The sequence below is a fragment of the Pseudomonas anatoliensis genome (assembly GCF_017976235.1).
In the GTDB taxonomy this organism is placed as follows: Bacteria; Pseudomonadota; Gammaproteobacteria; order Pseudomonadales; family Pseudomonadaceae; genus Aquipseudomonas; species Aquipseudomonas anatoliensis.
Map to the genome: position 1 here is coordinate 812,315 of NZ_JACVHC010000001.1, position 16,446 is coordinate 828,760.

Below are 16,446 nucleotides of genomic sequence, written 5' to 3' on the forward strand. Positions count from 1 at the left end.
CCTCCATGGGCGATTCATGCAATTTGCAACTGGCTTAATGCTGGCCCTGTCGGCAAGTGCTTGATTTCACGAGGGTCAAAACGATCCGATGAGAGGCATGCTTTATGCGTCTGTCTGGTGCAGCGCACCGGATTCGGGCGCCTACACTCCAAGAGGCATTTCGCCGTACCACCGTTTGCTACACCCAAGGAATAAGCGGGGACACACCCGTGCAGGGGCAGCAAAAACGGTCAACGTGAAGAGTTGATTGGCAGTCTCATCAATAAGGAGAGGTTCATCATGTTTCTTTCTGCCTTGGAACTACGCAACATCATTGAAAGCAGCTTTCTGCCTAAACGTTGTCAATGCACGTTGTCGCCGGACCTGTCGATGACCGTCAAGGTTTTCGGCGATCACAAGACCGACCAGGTCGAACTGCTGGTTAGTGACATCGATGCCAGCCACCTCAACGGCTGTCGTGAGATCAATGAACTGATCGCCGGGCTGCGTTCGGATCTTGCGCGAAAAACGTCGCCGCATCATTACAGTCCACGATCCAGAGCCGTTTAACGCACCGTTTCACCCAGTTCGACCGTCACGCGCCGGGCCTGCAAAAATCCAAGGCCCAGCGCGAACTCGACCAGCACCGCGAGCAGAATCCCGGGGCCGGCGTGGCCGTTCAGCCATTCAGCAAAACCCAGCACTGCCAAACCAAAACACCCAACGATAAACCCGTTGCTCAGCGCATTACGCCCAAGCGACGGCGGTGCCGTGCGCACCAGATAAAACATCACCCCCAACGCCGCAAACAACACCGCACTGCGCCGCGCAACAAACCCCGCGACCTCCGAATACTCGATGCTCCAGATCGCCAACAACACATCCGGCAAAAATCCCCAGACGATGGCCAGCAGAAAACACAACAAAGACGTGAAGCTCGACAACGTGCGAAACGACAACTGCATGGCTAATCCTTGCGGCAGTGAGGCGGGCCCCGAGCATAACCCCGCGAGCCCGCCAAACCTACCGCAACGCCATAAATCAGACTTTTCTGTCAGTTCTGGTAACTGCATGCGTCAGACAATTTCCGATAACTGATTTCCTCAGGCTTACCGTTATTGTCGATGTACTTCATGTCGGCAGTAATCACCTTGCAATCCTGCGTTGGCGGCTCGGTCAACGACACCACTTTCGCCACATGCAGCGGCATGCCGTACTGATAAGGAACGGCGCTGGACGAAGTGGACGCGTCATTGGCCTGGGCCAGCCCGGCGAATGCGGTGGAGGCGAGGGCGGTGGTGAGCAGTAGCGTGCGAATGTTCATGGTGCGACTCCCGTACGACGGATGAGAGTTCGGCGCAATGCAGCCGAACCTGCCGCACTGGGCGTCAGCGAGAGGCTGAGGGCGTGCGGTTCAGTAGAGTTTTTGACCACGGCGTTAAGTGATGGTTAACCCAGCTGAACGCCGGCTGTCAGGGAGTGGGGCGATTTCCGCGGGAGGGAGTGCGGATTCCTACAAGGCCAGATGCCTTGTCTGCTTTCGGCGGCTGGAGTGGGGCGGTTATGGTTCGGTGTCGCTGCAAAATCAGCGATTCGGGTTTGGTCACCTGAACACCACACCAATGCAGATGTGCCATCATTTGCCCTGCGGACATCTATATCTTTGCAGAGCGTTGTTATGGTGGCTGCGTGCAGGACGCCTTCGGGCGAGCTGAGTTTGGTGTTGTCTCGGTTGACCAAGCCTGCACGCGGCCGCCTCCACTGTTTGGTCACGGTATTGGCGGTTAAATTCGAAAACATCGAGTATTTAAAATGCCAATTATCAAACCGCTCCAAAACCGCTATCTCGCCCTAAACAGCAACGTTACCGAAAGCCCAACGCTGCTCATCGACACCGAAGCCAACCCCAAAGACATCCTCGAAGCCGCCGTCCAGCGCGTCCGCGCCTCGGCCGACCTGCTCGAAACCCTGCATTGCCTCTGCTTCAAACACGCCGATGTTCAAGACATTCCGCACATTACGCATGCGTTGTACCTGCTGATTCAGGACGGCAATGATTTGCTTCAGGTGGCGCAGCAGCAGATGTTGAACTGGAAGGCGCCTGCTTGAGTCCACCCGCAAAAAAGCCTGCCGTCGAAAGAGGGCAGGCTGAGTGGTGGGTGGCGCGGCATTCGAAAAGCTCATTGGGGTTGCAGGTTGCGAGCGTATTCGACCAGATCCTTGGGGTAGACCATGTGATCGATTTTGCTGTCGTCAATGCCATACAGAAAGGCAACAGCGCCTGCTTCAAATGCCCAATACCCTACGTAGGTTCCTTCCTCTCCTTGAAGATGGGAATCGTGCCAAGGGGCTTGCTTGAAGGCTCGATACCATTGCTGGCAGTATTTTTTAATAAGTTTAGGTGGCTCGCCTTTGTTGTCGCTGTAGATCGCTTGGATGAGTAGTGTGTAGACGTCGTGATACCACTCATCTATGTCGTGCCGATGTGGCACAACTTTATTTAGTAAGGCCTCATAAAGGGTGTCTTCACCTCCGTACCCTGCGTCGTCAATGAGTTTCACAAAGCGTAGGAGCAGATCAGTCCGGTGTAAAAGTATGCAAAGACTGATGACTTGAACGGCTTCTTCGTACTGATGGGGCCAGTCGTCGATCGCCAGAGGAGAAATGTTCGGCACGCCTAGATACTCGGCCAAAGTCTTTTGGCGAATTTCATACTTCTCTATCAGTTCTTCAAGCATAGGAATAAGTTTTTCTATACGCTCACCCGCTGTATAGGTGGCGAATAGCTTTTCCAAAGCGAGCGTCTGGAAATATCTGGCGCGCTGAGATGCTTCCTCTAATGCAGAGTCTGATTTGAATTTGTTCGTTGAGAACAAATTTAGAAGCTCATCATATTCTCTGATGAAATTTTCATAGCGTGCGGCGCTGAAGAGTGTCTGTCGTATGTTCATGAATATTCTGTTCCAATCGAATGGCCACACTTCTGGCATATTCGACCAAGTCCTTTGGATAAACCATGTGATCGATTTTTCTGTCATCTATCCCATATAAAAATGCGATAGCTCCTGCCTCGAACGCCCAGTGTCCGACATAATTTCCTTCTTCTCCCTGCAGGTGAGTATCATGCCAAGGAGCTTGTTTAAAGGCCGGATACCATTGGCTGCAATATTTTTTAGAAAGTTTGTGGCTTCTTCTTTTGTTTTTTCATATATAGCTTGCACTAGCGGAGAATAAACATCGTGGAACCATTGGTCTACATCAGCTCTGTCAGGTAATATTTTACAGAGTAAATCTTCGTACAGTGTATCGTCTCCTGCATGTCCAGCATTATCTATCAACTTAACAAAGCGCTTAAGCAGGTCTGTGCGATGTAATAGAATGCAAAGGCCTATAATTTGAACGCACTCCTCGTACTCGTGTGGCCAATCGTCTATTGCAAGTGGTGAAACTTCAGGAGATTGCTCAGATAAGGCTAGTGCCGCCTGCCGGATTTCATATTTTTCAACTAGATATTCAAGCTGAGGAATCAACGAGGATATTTCTTCGCCTGCTGTATACATCGCCATTAGCTTTCGAAGTGCTAAACGTTGAGAAAACCTTGAGCGAAGTGTTGCTTCACCTTCGGATGTGTCGGACTTGAATTTGGTTGTTTTTAAGATTTCATTAGCTTCGCCGTGCTCTCTCAAGAAATTCTCGTAGTGGGCATCACTGAAGAGTTTTTGTCTTTTCTGCATATATTAATGTCTAAACTTGGCTGCAACGGCAAGTCACTGTAGAGCAACAGCCCATATCTCTAATATAAATGTGTTTTCTGTATGTTTTGCTCAGCACCGAAAAATAAGCGCTGAGCGAACGATTTATTCTTCTCCTGACCAATACCAGAGTGTATCGCCCCGGCGGGAGTCGGTGAAGTCAGGAAAGATTTCACCCTGTTGAAAGTGTCTGCGAGAGTTTTCCTGGGCTGGCGTAAACCAAAAACCTGTTTTGCTACAAGGTTGGCCCGCTTCAATGCGGTTGATGGTGTTATTTTTATCTGAAGTAGTATGGCCTCGTGCGTATTCAACAAGATCCTTTGGATAAACCATATGGTTTATCTTGCGATCATCTATGCCGTATAGAAACGCTACAGCACCTGCCTCGAACGCCCAGTATCCAACATAGCTTCCTTCGTCACCCTGCAGATGAGAGTCGTGCCAAGGAGCTTGTTTAAATGCCGGGTACCATTCTTTGCAATATTCTGTCAACAGATCAGATGCTTCGTCTTTTTCATCTGCGTAGATGGCCTGAAGAAGAGGCGTATAAACTTCGTGGTACCAGTCGTCAATGTCTTCTCTGTCGGGGAGTACTTTACAGAGAAGATCCTCATACAAAGCATCTTGACCGTTGTAGCCTGCTTTATCAAAGAGTTCGACGAATCGCTTTAGTAGATCTGTGCGGCGCAGCAGAATGCATAAACTAATTACTTGAACACACTCTTCGTACTCATCTAGCCAGTCGTCAATGGCAAGAGGCGATATATCTACTATATTTTCAGATAGAGATAGTTTTTTCTGGCGGTTCTCATAGTGTGTAATGAGTTCTTCGAGAAGCGGTGTTAACGAGGTTATTTCTAATCCGGCGGTGTACGAGATGAACAGTTTCTTTAAGGCTACGTTTTTGAAGTGCGTAGCTCTTAATGAGGCTTCTTGCTCTGGAGTGTCTGACTCGAATGTGTTGTTCGCCCAGAACTCTTTGGTTTCGTCGCTGTAATCGCGAAAATCGAAATATCTGGCCTCGGTTAAAAATTCTTGTCTTCCGTTCATAGTAGAGTTTTCACTCAAGGGTAAAAATTAGTATTGCCGATATTTTTCAGTGAAATGCTTTCAACTTGCTTTGACTTGGTTTTTATTTTAGTAATGTGCAGAATGGTTCTGACACTATATCCAAGTGTGTTTTTCGCTCTCTTGCATTCTTCGCTCAGCGCCGGAAAATTAGCGCCGAGCGAACGGTAGAGCAGCTTATTCTTCGCCAGACCAATACCAGATCGTGTCGCCCCAAGCAGAATTATCAAACTTTGGCATGATTTCTCCTTGGTTGAAGTAACGGCGAGAATCGTTTTGAGCGGGAGTGAACCAAAAGCCTGACTTTATGCACGGTTTTCCCGCGTCCACTCGAGATGTTTGCGAGGAGCTTGATGATTGATAGTTTCTAGCATATTCGACTAAATCTTTAGGGTAGACCATATGACTGATCTTACGATCATCTATTCCGTACAGAAAAGCGACAGCAGCGGCTTCGAAAGCCCAATACCCAACATAGTTTCCATCATCATCTTCTATGTCTAAGTGGCTATCATGCCAGTTGGTTTGTAGTTTTCCGAACGCGGGGTACCATTCTTTGCAGTATTCAAGTAGCAGGTCGCTCGCTTCTTTTTCGTCATCAGAGTAAATTGCTTTCACTAGCGGCGAATAAAGTTCGTGATACCATTCATCAAGATCTGACCGTCCAGGAAGAATTTTGCGCAGAAGATCTTCGTATAAAGTATCTTCGTGTGCATATCCTGCGCGATCAATCAAGTTGACAAAGCGGATAAGTAAATCTTTTTGATGCAGTAATATGCATAGGCTGATAACTTGGACACACTCTTCATATTGCTCAGGCCAATCATCTATTGCTAATGGTGAAATGTCAGGTTCGCCGTCTTCCAAAGCTAGAGCATTCTGATAGATTTCATAGCAAGTTATAAGCTTTTCTAGCCTTGGGAGTAGCGTTTCTATTGGTTCCCCTGCGGTATAGCTTATCAGTAGTGCATTGAATGCAGAATCTTTAAAGTAGCCTGTGCGAAGAGCCTTTTCCTGTGCAGGGTTATCTGCCTGCATGGTTTCATTTTCCCAGCGGGATTCTGTTTCGTCATAAAGTTTTATGGATTTTTGATAGTAAGAGTCGAAAATGAATTTTTGGCGTCTGTTCATGCTGGTATTCTAGCCTCTTCTTTTAATACGTCCAAATTCCCATATTTTTTTCGTAATGAGGCTAATCGTTTATTAACGGCCTCTCTTACTTCCTCCTCGCCATAATGAAACCCGTCGTGATCGCGGTGAGTTTCTTCATGTGAACTTGCCAGCTGAGCGTCAGCATGCGCTTTGGGGCTGAGGCTCTTATGATAAAGAGGAGTGAAAAATAAGTGGCGAGTATAGGACTTCATGATGCTTTCTCGTAGTTCAATATTTTTTATCGCCAATGGTAGCTTTGATGTTATCCAAACGCGACTCATCTGAACTATGTGTTTCTTTGACTTTTCATCTGTTTTTTTATTGTTTTTGCCACTCGGAATGTTCTTGTCGTTAGTAGCTTTTGCATTGTCACTTGAGGTTTTTCCGCCTGATTTACCACCGTATTTTCCGCCAGCTTTTCCACCTGCCTTTTGTTTGGCGGGTTTATTCTGATCTGCGTCATCCGTAATCGGTTCGAGAAGTTCAGAAGGATCCAGAACCCCGGAAAGTCCTAGCTTGGAAGCAATCTTTGGTTTTGAACCTTCAATTTTTTGCAGAAACTTAGGCGCGTCTTCCCGCTTGCTAGCTTTCGCTTCAACTATAGCGAATTTTTTATTATTGTTTGTACTTGGGTTCGCTCGCCAGATGGAGTCGATTCCGGTTCCATTTGCCCCATCTGTAAGTTTGTATAGAACATGTCTAGCCTTGGGGTTGCCACCTTTTGACAACTTTCCAAGCGTATCGCCGTTCGGTTTCCCGTCCAGCCATTTGCCTTCTGAACCTTTATCATGACCGTCCCACTTTTTTCCCCAGCCAAATTTCTCTGCGCATATATAGTCTGCGATATGCTCTCCGCACACACCTAAGCCCTCGTTGAGGATGTCTGCGGTGGCAACGGCTAGCTTCGTGTTAGCAGGCTGGTTGGAGTGAGCGGAACTTGGACCGTCTTTGCCATTTTTTGCTACGGTCGCGTCCTTGCCAGCAGGTTTTTCTACCCTCTTGGGGTGGGTAGATCCTGAAGATAATGCGGAACTATTACGTTGCATCCCTTTCCATTTTGTTAAGCGCCTTTCCACAATGCCGATCATTTCTGGCATGTTGTCGCGAGCGGTCGCGAGTACGGTGACAACTGCGGATTGAGCCCAGTTGGGCAGGCTTTGGAAAGCTGAAGAACCTTTTACCGCGCTAATGATGTCGTCAAGTTCACCTCGGAGCTTCGACGCGTTGAATACTTCTTTTAGCAACTCCTCCGGACTTGTCTTGATACCACACTCTTGCAATACAAAACGCAACAAATCAAATAGAACCGGGGCATAACGCTGAGGATCTTTATTGACTATGCGCATGCTTTTTTTCAGACCATCACCTGGTCCAGGAATCCAGCCGATAACTGCAAGGAGTAAATCAAATTTTGCTTCATCTTTACCGTCTGCAGTTTCCGCATTGTAGAGGACGATAGAGGACTCTACTGTGTCGTACGCGTCGATCGCTTGACCTAGAAAGGGTACGGCTCCTAAGGCAATACCCTTCGCAAGTTCGACTGCTGCCTCTTTATAAGCTGCTGTACGGTCTTCAGTTTGCGCTTCTTCACTCATGTCAGCCTCCCTGCGGCTTTCTCCACTAGTGCTTGTAAATCAACGTTGTCTGGATCGAGTCCAAGTTTTCGGATGTCCTCATTGACCTTTGCATCGCTACTTTGGACGATTTTCACTGGTTCGCGATCAAAAGGCCGCGGATCCTCGCCGTAATAGACTTTGGCCGGACCTTTCGGCACGTCTTCCAAACGGGCGAAGCCGTCATCGTCCAGCACGCCTTCACGCGTCGAGCCGTCAGCAAAGTCGACGCGGTACGAAGCGCCGGGTACGGGCTCAAGGTTGTCGTAATGCAGGTTCAACTCCAGCCAGGTCGGATTGGCTTTGGCCGTTTCCATCAACTTCCCGGCAATGTCCGCAGCGGCCAACCCCGGAATCAACGGAATCAAAATCCCGATCCCGGTCCCCACACCAGGCGCACCCCCGGTATTAACCTTCACCTCAGCGCCACTAATCGTCACACCACCCGCATCAACCTTCACAAAACTCCCGCCAGCCTTGGCCGTGAGTTCCATGCCCCCCTCAACCACAACCTTGTCGCCGGCGTGGTAGTGGATTTCGGTGCCGGCTTCGACGAATTGAGCCGTCCCCACCTTCACATGCTGAGTCACACCGACAGTCAAATGATCATCCGCGCGCATTTCGCTTTTACGATCCAGATGCGTAATCCGGTGTTCTTCAACCTTGAACTCGCTCAGCGTATTGGCTTCAACGGTGTCGTGCCGTTCGTTGCCCACACGAATTTTCTGGTCGTGTTCGATGTTTTCATCCCAATCGCGCTGGGCGTGGATGTAGATCTGCTCGACGCCTTTCTTGTCTTCGATCCGAAACTCGTTGTAGCCCTTGCCACCCGGTGAACTGAGGGTTTTGAAGGTGCTGCGGGTTTTGTTTGCCGGCAGGTCGTAGGGGACGACGTTTTCCTTGTGGTACAGGCAGCCGGTGACGAGTGGCTGGTCGGGGTCGCCTTCGAGGAAGGTGACGAGGACTTCCATGCCGATGCGCGGGATGGCGATGCCGCCGTAGGCTGCGCCGGCCCAGCCGCTGGCGACGCGCATCCAGCAGGTGGTTTTGTCGTTGGACTGGCCGTCGCGGTCCCAGTGGAACTGGACTTTGATGCGGCCGTATTGGTCGCAGTGGATTTCTTCGCCGGCCGGGCCGGTGACGACGGCAGTCTGGCTGCCGAGGACTTTCGGTTTCGGGTGTTCGAGGGCAGGGCGGTAGTGCGCGTCCCACGGGGTGGCGATGAAGCTGTTGCGGTAGCCCTGGTGGAAATCGCTTTTGTTGTCGGTGACGTCGCTGGTGACGTTTTCGCCGAGCACTTGCGGTTGTTTGCCTTCGTGGAGGACTTCCAGCAGCAGCCACAGGTCGTTCCATTCGGCGCGCGGGTGTTCGGCGAGCGTGAGGAAATGGCCGCTGGTGAGGGTTGGTTCGTCACCTTTGCCTTCGGCGAGTTTGTAGTCGCTGCGATGGCGTTCCAGTGCTCGGGTCGAGAGGAATTTGCCGCGCTCGCGAGTGGTGAAGCGGCCGGGGTAGTCGTAGTCCTCAAGGTCCGGAGCGAACTCGGACTTGACCGCGCCTTCGGGCAGGATCTTCGGTTTTTCAAAGTCGTAGTCGCGGCGGCTGACGCGGGTGGTGCGGGTTTCCAGGCGCAGGTTGAAGCGCTTGATCACCGGTTTGTCGGCGCTCATGCCGGAGTCTTGCTGGTAGCTCACGGCTTTGAGTTTGCGGAACACGGTCTGGTCGTCGCCGAACACCAGTTTGTGGCCGCTGCTGCTGTGCTGGAAGTGGAAGTGAATGCCTTCCTCTTCGCACAAACGCTGGATGAAATGCAGGTCGGACTCGTCGTACTGCACGCAGTAGTCGCGTTCCGGGTACTCGGCACTGAGCTGGAAACTGTAGGCGTCGGCAAGAATGCCGCGATCTTCCAGCACCTGAGCGATGATCTTCGGCACGGTCAGTTGCTGGAAAATTTGCTGATCGTGGTTGTGCCGCAGATAGGCGAGTTGCGGCACCAGGCTGATGCTGTAACGCGTCAGGGTTTTGCCGGAATCGCCTTGCTCGATGCGGTACACCAAACCGTGGATCGTGCCTTCGCCGGTGGCGCCGAAGGTCAGGACGCCGCGCTTGTGCAGCAGCTCTTCGAGTTTGAGGTCGGGGCGAGCGCTGACCAGTTCGAGGTCAAAACGGAACGGTTCGTTGAGGGCTTCGCGACCGGTGAAGCTCAGGACTTGCAGGTCAGCGGAAACGCCTTCGAGGGTGAGGGTGATGTGGGTTGCGTTGGCGTCCAGCATGCCTTGAATTCCGTCCGTTGAATAAGCAGGAGGTGGATGTTGCAGGATTAGACCGTCTGGTTCAAGGCGCAAATGCCGTACGCCCAGCCTGTGCGGGATATAGGGAAAACCCTTAGGACGAACGTTCGGCGCAATGAAACTGGGTATTTCCCCAAAAGCATGGCTCGCCAATGTGGAGGGTTCGAACGGCAAAGCGCCGAAGAATAGCCAGTCAGTTTCAGACTAAAGTCGCCTGTAGCACGTCAAAGCCATCTGCCATCATTGCGACTCACCCCTGCGTGTCCACTTCCTCTCGGCGCTTCATTGATCCGGGACGGGAGCTATTTTTCTGGCTTATTGCGCCTTTGCGCAAACGCTTCATTGTTGGAGTTTTTCATGCGTCCCCCATTTCCCCTCATCACCCCGCGCCAGCAGTCGTTTGGCTTCGGAGCCTTTGTGCTGTGCGCCGGTTTCACCGCGCAAGTACAGGCCAGCGGATTTCTTGAAGACACAACGGCGAAAATCGAGTCGCGCACGGTGTACTTCAACCGCGATTTCCGTGATGGGCACACGTCCAATGATCAGGGCGCTTCCAAGCGTGAAGAGTCGGCGCAGGGTTTCATTCTCAATCTGCAGTCGGGTTACACCGAGGGCACGGTTGGCTTGGGTATCGATGCGCTTGGCATGCTCGGCTTCAAACTGGATTCCAGCGCCGACAGCAGTAACAGCGGTTTACTGCCGTCCAGCGGGCAGGACCCGCGCGGTTCGAAAGATCAATACGCGAAAATCGGCCTGACCGCGAAAGTGAAGGTTTCGGACACGGTGCTGAAATACGGCGCGCTGCTGCCGGATCTGCCGCTGCTCAAGTACAACGATGGTCGTCTGCTGCCGACGATGTTCAATGGCGCAATGCTGACTTCAAAAGAAGTGAAGGATCTGACCTTCATGGCGGCGCGTCTGGACAAGTACACCGCGCGTGATTCCACCGATTCGCAAGACATCCGCGTGCACTGCAAGAACAAGCGCTACGCGTGTAACACCACCGCCGACCATTTCGACATGTACGGCTTCGACTACAAGATCAACGATCGTCTGACTGCGCAGTATCACTACGCGGAACTTGAAGACATCTATCGTCAGCACTTCGTGGGGTTGTTGGGCAATCAGCCGCTGGGCAACGGTGTATTGAAGGCTGATTTGCGCTTGCTGAAAAGTGCCGACAGCGGCGATGCGAAGGCCGGCTCAATCGACAACCATGCACTGAGCGGCATGCTGTCTTATGCCATCAGCGGCCACACTTTCAGTGGTGGCTGGCAGCGCATGAACGGCGACAACTCGATGCCGTACCTCGATGGCAGCAACCCGTATCTGGTCAACTATGTGCAGGTCAACGACTTCGCCGCCGCGCAGGAGCGCTCCTGGCAACTGCGTTATGACTATGACTTCAAGGCGATCGGCATCAACGGTCTGAGTTTCCTGACGCGTTATGTGAACGGTGATCACATCAAGGTCGTGGGCAGTGATCAGGAAGGCAAAGAGTGGGAGCGTGACAGCGAGTTGAAGTACGTGATTCAGACGGGGACGTTCAAGGATGTGAGTTTGCGCTTGCGTAATGCGACTTACCGGACGAATTACCAGCAGTTTGCCCGGGATGTGGATGAAACCCGGTTGATTGTGAGTTACAACTTTTCGGTGTTGTAAACCTTGGATTTATAGCGCTTGAACGGTTGCCATCGCTAGCAAGCTAGCTCCCACACTGGACCTGCGCCGCACCCAAATCCCCTGTAGGAGCTGCCGAAGGCTGCGATCTTTTGATTTTCAAAAACAAGATCAAAAGATCGCAGCCTGCGGCAGCTCCTACAGGGGTATGGATTTATAGCCAATGCCAGAACCGGCTCCAGAAACCTCGGTTGAGGTCTTCCTTGCAGCCAGCATATTGCTGCGCATACATGTCGGAACGATTCTGCACCTTGCGCGCTGTCGGCATCAGCCACGCCTTGCTGGCGTAAGTCTTGTTGCGATAACCGCCCCAGCCCTCGTGATAGTTGAGGTACTGGCCATAGGCGTCGTATTTGTAGACGCCGTTGATCGAGGTGGTCTTGTCCATGTACCAGCCGACGAAGTCGATGGCGTCGTCGAAGTCTTCGCGGTCGGCCCAGTTTCTGCCGGTGCTTTTCTGGTAGTCGGACCAGACTTCATCCTTGGCCTGCGCATAACCCGATGCGGTCGAGACGCGGCCCCACGGAATGACCCAGAGCAGGTATTTGCGTGGAGTCTTGGCGTCGTAGCGGTAGCCGGACTCCTGATACATGATTGCGAACGGCACCTGGATCGGTACGCCCCAGCGCTTTTGCGTGACTTGCGCGGCGTCGTACCAATCGCTTTTTTCCCGGAAGATCTCGCAGATGTTTTCAGGCGAGCGGGGCGGCGAGGTGCCGCAGCCCGTCAACAGCGCCGCGAGTATCAATAGTCCAATCGTCTGCCGAGAATTCAAAAGCCGTCATCCTGTGATGCGCGTAAAAGGGCGACAGTTTACGCGTTCAGGTCAATTGATGACGATAGGGCAGATCCGGACCGGTCTTGCTGCAGGTCAGCGCTGCCGCTTGCACGGCGAAATTAAGCATGGCGTCGATCTGCTCGCGGGCCAAATGCTGCACGCCTTCGACCGAGTCCAGACCCTGCTCGGTCAGCCAGGTAATCAATGCAGCCTGGAAGGTGTCACCGGCGCCAACGGTATCGGCGATCTTCACGGAACAGGCTGGCACTGACCAGGAGCCGTGGGCGCGACTGAACACGCTTGCGCCTTCGCCGCCGCGGGTGAGGAATACCATGTGGCAGCGATGCTCCAGCCAGCCTTCGATGACCCGCTGCGGATCCTGCTCGGGATACAGCAGGCTCAAGTCTTCATCGCTGACTTTGATCAGATCGGCCAGTTGCACCAGCGTGGCGATTCGTTCGCGCCACAGGTCGATATTCGGCTCGGGATTGAGGCGCACGTTGGGGTCGAGGCTGATCAGGCGTTTGCCGCTTTCACGCTGCACCAGCGCCAGCAGTGTGTCGGCAATCGGCTGCACCACCAGCGAAAACGAGCCGATGTGCAAGCCGCGCACCTCAGGGCCTAGTGTGGGCAGATGCGCCAGTTTCAGTTGCCGATCAGCGCAGCCTTCACCGCGAAAGCTGTAATGCGGCGAGCCATTGGCACCGACGGCGACCATCGCCAGCGTGGTCGGTGCAGCGAAGTCCACCAGATAATCCGGGCGCACACCTTCGTCCTGCAGCACCTGTTGCAAGCGGCGGCCGAGGTAGTCGGTGGACAGCCCACCGAACAAGGCCGAGTCCACCCCCAGTCGGCGCAAACCCACCGCGACGTTGAACGGCGAGCCGCCAGCAATCGCCTTGAAATTCACTTTCGAGGCCAGACCACTGGCATCGTCTTCGCTGAAGAAATCAAACAGCGCTTCGCCACACACCAAATACATAATTGTTTGCTCTTTATAGGGTTGCGACATGCTGTTGATAGCGTTCATAAGCCTGCTGGAATGCCGCGACATTGGCGGCGTTCGGCAGGGTTTCACTGCTCAGGTCAAGCTTCACGCAGCGCTGGCACAGTTCGGCCAGGGTATCTTCGTGGCCATTGGACCATGACTTGCACCACGCCGCCTGAATCGCCGCGCCAAGGGCGGCCGCTTCGCTCTGTTCGGTGCAGATGACGGGGGTGTCCATGATGTCGGCGACGATTTGGCGCCACACGGCGCTCTTCGAACCGCCGCCGATCAGGCAAATGCTGCGGCTTTGTAAACCATTGTGCCGGAGTAAATCCAGTCCATAACGCAAGCCGAAGGTCGTGCCTTCGATGGCGGCGCGGCACAGATTGGCCTGTGTCAGGTTGTCCAGCGTCAAGCCGTGCAGGCTGCCGGTGGCGTGGGGCAGGGCGGGGACGCGCTCGCCGTTGAGGAATGGCAGCATACACACGCCTTCAGCCCCGATAGGGGCTTGGGCGACGAGGGTGTTGAACTGATCGAGATCGAGTTCGAACAGTTCGCGAATCGCGCCGGTGGCGTTGGTCAGGTTCATGGTGCAGATCAGCGGCAGCCATCCGCCGCTGGAGGAGCAAAAAGTCGCGACCGAAGCATCCGCACTGACCGTCGGCGCATCGGCATAGGCGTACACAGTGCCGGACGACCCGAGGCTCATGGTGATCGCGCCGGGCTGGATATTGCCGGTGCCGATAGCGCCCATCATGTTGTCACCGCCACCGCTGGACACCAATGCGTTGCGGTTGATGCCGAGGTGTTCGGCAATCGCGGGCAGGATCGTGCCTACGGCTTCGTGCGCATCGATCAGCTCCGGCAACGCCGCTTGCAGGCGTCCGCTGGGGTCGATGTCGCGCAACAGCTGCAAATCCCACTGGCGGCTGCGTACGTTGAAATAACCGGTGCCGGAAGCATCGCCGTACTCGCTGCAGGCTCGGCCGGTGAGCCAATAGTTGAGGTAATCGTGGGGCAGCAGAATGCGGGCGATGCGCGCGAATACGTCTGGATGTTGTTCTTTGGTCCAAAGCAGTTTTGACACGGTGTAACCCGGCGCGATGACCACGCCGAGGCGTTCCAGAGAGCCGTTTTCGCCGCCGAGGTGGGTGAGCAATCGGTCGTTTTCAGCACTGGTTTCGGTATCGCACCAGAGTTTGGCCGGGCGCAGTACTTCGCCTTCATCATCGAGTAGCACCAGACCGTGCTGCTGCCCGGAAACGCCGATGCCGAGGATTGATTGGCCATCGACATCCGCCGCCAGCAGCGCCTGGCGGGTAGCGAGGGTGAAAGCTTCAAGCCATTGCTGAGTGTCTTGCTCGCGACGGCCATTGGCGCCGCTGATCATCGTGTGCGCCGCGGCGCCCTGGCCGAGCACCTGACCGCTGGCGGCATCGAGGATGATCGCTTTGGTGCCTTGGGTGCCGCAGTCTATGCCGAGGAAGAGTTGTCGGGTTGTCACAAGAATATCCTCAAGGAGTCAGGTCAATCCGGGTGTGGCCAATCGCTGGCAAGCCAGCTCCCACAGGGTTCTCAGTCGTTCACAAGTATTGAGTGCCATCGAGAAAATGTGGGAGCTGGCTTGCCAGCGATGACGTCGGTAGCTTCACCGCATAACTCAGGCCAGCACACGCTCCAAAGTCCGCGTAACACCCACCTCACGCAAACTATCGCAACACCATTCAAACGCTGCGACAAACTCCGCCGACCGCGGTATCGCCGTGCCGAAAATCTCCTCGACCGCCAACAAACGCTCCGTCATCAACGCATCATCCGCCACCAATGCCTGACAGAAAACAGCCCGAGGATCAGGAATGGAATAGGTGTCGCCATTCTCATCCACGCCCTTCAAATACAACGCCCAAGCCGCCACCACCAACGCCGCGCGGCGGGTCTCGCGCCCATCGGCAATCAACCGGTTGATCGTCGGAATGGTGAATTTGGGAAACTTCGACGAACCATCCGAACACACACGCTCAAGCTGATCGGCAATCGCTTGGTTAGAGAACCGCGCCACCAGCGTGTCTTTGTAATCGTCCAGGTTGATACCCGGCACTGGCGCCAGTTGCGGCGTGACATCCAGGTCCATATAGGCGCGCATGTAACGCACGAACAGCGGGTCGTTCATGGTTTCGTGGACGAAGCGATAGCCCTTCAAAAAACCCAGATAGGTCAGCGCTAGATGGCTGCCGTTGAGCAATTTGATCTTCATCTCTTCGTACGGCGACACGTCGTCGGTGAACTGCACGCCAACCTTCTCCCACGCCGGGCGACCGTTGACGAATTTGTCTTCCAGCACCCACTGCACAAACGGTTCGCAGACCACCGGCCAGGCGTCGTCCACCGCGTGTTTGTCGGCCAGTTGCAGACGGTGCGCGGTGCTGGTCATTGGTGTGATGCGGTCGACCATCGCGTTGGGGAAACTGACGTTCTGCTCGATCCAGTCGCGCAGCCCCGTGTTGCGCAGGGTGGCGAAGGCCAGCAGTGCCTTGCGGGTCACCGCGCCGTTGTGCGGCAGGTTATCGCAGGACATGATCGTGAACGCCGGCGTGCCTGCGCCACGGCGTTTCTCCAGGGCCGCACAGAGGAAGCCGAACACGGTTATCGGTGCGCCCGGGTGTGCCAGGTCGTGCTGGATCTGCGGCAGATGCGCCATGAATTCACCGTTGCTGTCATCGATGCAATAGCCGCCCTCGGTGATGGTCAGCGAGACGATGCGGATCTGCGGATCGGCGAGTTTGTCGATCAACGCCTGCGCGCCGTCTTCGGCCAGCAGCATGTCGCGAATCGCGCCGATGACGCGCACTTCGGTGTCATCGCTATCGCCGAGTTCGAAGAGAGTGAACAAGTAGTCCTGCTCTTTGAGATCGTCGCGGGCACGGCGGTCTTCAGCGCGCAGGCCGACACCGCAAATCGCCCAGTCCAGCGCTTCGCCAGTGTTCATCAGCGCGTCGGTGTAATACGCCTGATGCGCCCGGTGAAAGCCACCAACGCCAATGTGCGCGATGCCCTGGCGAGTGTCGCTGAGGCTGTAGGCCGGCAGTTGCACTTCGGTGGCGAGGCGGTTGAGATTCTGTTTGTTCAGTTTCATGGGAAAACTCTCGAA

Annotated in this window: 15 protein-coding genes and 1 pseudogene; 3 read left to right on the forward strand and 13 right to left on the reverse strand. The window is 54.0% G+C overall.

What is annotated here, in order from left to right:
• The first annotated feature begins 279 nt into the window (after nucleotides 1-279).
• The gene (locus tag ICA16_RS03625) at nucleotides 280-549 is read left to right on the forward strand and encodes a DUF1652 domain-containing protein (RefSeq protein ID WP_150603826.1); all 270 of its coding nucleotides are present in this window, start codon (nucleotides 280-282) and stop codon (nucleotides 547-549) included.
• On the opposite strand, the gene ICA16_RS03630 is transcribed toward ICA16_RS03625, so the two are convergent.
• The gene (locus tag ICA16_RS03630; RefSeq protein WP_150615522.1) at nucleotides 546-944 is read right to left on the reverse strand and encodes a hypothetical protein; all 399 of its coding nucleotides are present in this window, start codon (nucleotides 942-944) and stop codon (nucleotides 546-548) included. The two genes, ICA16_RS03625 and ICA16_RS03630, sit on opposite strands and share 4 nt — an antisense overlap.
• A gap of 89 nt (nucleotides 945-1,033) precedes the next feature.
• On the reverse strand, nucleotides 1,034-1,303 hold the full coding sequence (locus tag ICA16_RS03635) for a DUF2790 domain-containing protein (RefSeq protein ID WP_210552809.1): 270 nt from the start codon (nucleotides 1,301-1,303) through the stop codon (nucleotides 1,034-1,036).
• 488 nt (nucleotides 1,304-1,791) lie between these two features.
• Here ICA16_RS03635 and ICA16_RS03640 point away from each other — a divergent pair, with 488 nt between their 5' ends.
• Complete coding sequence (locus ICA16_RS03640) at nucleotides 1,792-2,088, forward strand: hypothetical protein (RefSeq protein WP_150687241.1); 297 nt, start codon at nucleotides 1,792-1,794, stop codon at nucleotides 2,086-2,088.
• A gap of 71 nt (nucleotides 2,089-2,159) precedes the next feature.
• Here the strand turns inward: ICA16_RS03640 and ICA16_RS03645 are convergent, their stop codons facing one another.
• From ICA16_RS03645 to ICA16_RS03670, 7 genes and pseudogenes are all read right to left on the reverse strand, one after another.
• The gene (locus ICA16_RS03645) at nucleotides 2,160-2,930 is read right to left on the reverse strand and encodes a PoNe immunity protein domain-containing protein (RefSeq protein WP_210699942.1); all 771 of its coding nucleotides are present in this window, start codon (nucleotides 2,928-2,930) and stop codon (nucleotides 2,160-2,162) included.
• Nucleotides 2,890-3,117: pseudogene (locus tag ICA16_RS28320) on the reverse strand (PoNe immunity protein domain-containing protein); the annotation flags it as partial. The gene ICA16_RS03645 and the pseudogene ICA16_RS28320, both read right to left, overlap by 41 nt.
• Nucleotides 3,018-3,713: a PoNe immunity protein domain-containing protein gene (locus tag ICA16_RS03650; protein WP_338049895.1), complete on the reverse strand. Its 696-nt coding sequence runs from the start codon at nucleotides 3,711-3,713 to the stop codon at nucleotides 3,018-3,020. The gene ICA16_RS03650 and the pseudogene ICA16_RS28320, both read right to left, overlap by 100 nt.
• A gap of 123 nt (nucleotides 3,714-3,836) precedes the next feature.
• Nucleotides 3,837-4,781 (reverse strand): PoNe immunity protein domain-containing protein, encoded by a 945-nt coding sequence (locus ICA16_RS03655; RefSeq protein ID WP_210699943.1) that lies wholly within the window; start codon nucleotides 4,779-4,781, stop codon nucleotides 3,837-3,839.
• A 195-nt stretch (nucleotides 4,782-4,976) separates the two neighbouring features.
• Nucleotides 4,977-5,930, reverse strand: a complete 954-nt coding sequence (locus ICA16_RS03660) for a PoNe immunity protein domain-containing protein (RefSeq protein ID WP_210699944.1) — start codon at nucleotides 5,928-5,930, stop codon at nucleotides 4,977-4,979.
• Nucleotides 5,927-7,546, reverse strand: a complete 1,620-nt coding sequence (locus ICA16_RS03665; protein WP_047301369.1) for a hypothetical protein — start codon at nucleotides 7,544-7,546, stop codon at nucleotides 5,927-5,929. Before ICA16_RS03665 ends, ICA16_RS03660 begins: the two co-directional genes overlap by 4 nt.
• Nucleotides 7,543-9,834, reverse strand: coding sequence for a type VI secretion system Vgr family protein (locus tag ICA16_RS03670; protein WP_210699945.1), 2,292 nt, complete (start codon nucleotides 9,832-9,834; stop codon nucleotides 7,543-7,545). Before ICA16_RS03670 ends, ICA16_RS03665 begins: the two co-directional genes overlap by 4 nt.
• 375 nt (nucleotides 9,835-10,209) lie before the next feature.
• Here ICA16_RS03670 and ICA16_RS03675 point away from each other — a divergent pair, with 375 nt between their 5' ends.
• Complete coding sequence (locus tag ICA16_RS03675; protein ID WP_210699946.1) at nucleotides 10,210-11,514, forward strand: OprD family porin; 1,305 nt, start codon at nucleotides 10,210-10,212, stop codon at nucleotides 11,512-11,514.
• Nucleotides 11,515-11,686: 172 nt separating this feature from the next.
• Here the strand turns inward: ICA16_RS03675 and ICA16_RS03680 are convergent, their stop codons facing one another.
• From ICA16_RS03680 to ICA16_RS03695, 4 genes are all read right to left on the reverse strand, one after another.
• Nucleotides 11,687-12,307 carry a transglycosylase SLT domain-containing protein gene (locus tag ICA16_RS03680; protein WP_150597843.1) on the reverse strand — a complete coding sequence of 207 codons (621 nt, stop codon included), beginning with the start codon at nucleotides 12,305-12,307 and terminating at the stop codon, nucleotides 11,687-11,689.
• 46 nt (nucleotides 12,308-12,353) lie between these two features.
• Nucleotides 12,354-13,292 (reverse strand): carbohydrate kinase family protein, encoded by a 939-nt coding sequence (locus ICA16_RS03685; protein ID WP_210699947.1) that lies wholly within the window; start codon nucleotides 13,290-13,292, stop codon nucleotides 12,354-12,356.
• Between the two features lie 13 nt (nucleotides 13,293-13,305).
• On the reverse strand, nucleotides 13,306-14,802 hold the full coding sequence (xylB, locus tag ICA16_RS03690) for a xylulokinase (RefSeq protein WP_210699948.1): 1,497 nt from the start codon (nucleotides 14,800-14,802) through the stop codon (nucleotides 13,306-13,308).
• A gap of 156 nt (nucleotides 14,803-14,958) precedes the next feature.
• Nucleotides 14,959-16,431, reverse strand: coding sequence for a mannitol dehydrogenase family protein (locus ICA16_RS03695; RefSeq protein WP_210699949.1), 1,473 nt, complete (start codon nucleotides 16,429-16,431; stop codon nucleotides 14,959-14,961).
• Nucleotides 16,432-16,446: the final 15 nt, after the last annotated feature.

Excerpts from the sequence above, each read along its gene's own strand:
- ICA16_RS03625 (WP_150603826.1), top strand. The coding sequence starts at position 280 with ATGTTTCTTTCTGCCTTGGAACTACGCAACATCATTGAAAGCAGCTTT.
- ICA16_RS03630 (WP_150615522.1), bottom strand. The coding sequence starts at position 944 with ATGCAGTTGTCGTTTCGCACGTTGTCGAGCTTCACGTCTTTGTTGTGT.
- ICA16_RS03635 (WP_210552809.1), bottom strand. The coding sequence starts at position 1,303 with ATGAACATTCGCACGCTACTGCTCACCACCGCCCTCGCCTCCACCGCA.
- ICA16_RS03640 (WP_150687241.1), top strand. The coding sequence starts at position 1,792 with ATGCCAATTATCAAACCGCTCCAAAACCGCTATCTCGCCCTAAACAGC.
- ICA16_RS03645 (WP_210699942.1), bottom strand. The coding sequence starts at position 2,930 with ATGAACATACGACAGACACTCTTCAGCGCCGCACGCTATGAAAATTTC.
- ICA16_RS03650 (WP_338049895.1), bottom strand. The coding sequence starts at position 3,713 with ATGCAGAAAAGACAAAAACTCTTCAGTGATGCCCACTACGAGAATTTC.
- ICA16_RS03655 (WP_210699943.1), bottom strand. The coding sequence starts at position 4,781 with ATGAACGGAAGACAAGAATTTTTAACCGAGGCCAGATATTTCGATTTT.
- ICA16_RS03660 (WP_210699944.1), bottom strand. The coding sequence starts at position 5,930 with ATGAACAGACGCCAAAAATTCATTTTCGACTCTTACTATCAAAAATCC.
- ICA16_RS03665 (WP_047301369.1), bottom strand. The coding sequence starts at position 7,546 with ATGAGTGAAGAAGCGCAAACTGAAGACCGTACAGCAGCTTATAAAGAG.
- ICA16_RS03670 (WP_210699945.1), bottom strand. The coding sequence starts at position 9,834 with ATGCTGGACGCCAACGCAACCCACATCACCCTCACCCTCGAAGGCGTT.
- ICA16_RS03675 (WP_210699946.1), top strand. The coding sequence starts at position 10,210 with ATGCGTCCCCCATTTCCCCTCATCACCCCGCGCCAGCAGTCGTTTGGC.
- ICA16_RS03685 (WP_210699947.1), bottom strand. The coding sequence starts at position 13,292 with ATGTATTTGGTGTGTGGCGAAGCGCTGTTTGATTTCTTCAGCGAAGAC.
- ICA16_RS03695 (WP_210699949.1), bottom strand. The coding sequence starts at position 16,431 with ATGAAACTGAACAAACAGAATCTCAACCGCCTCGCCACCGAAGTGCAA.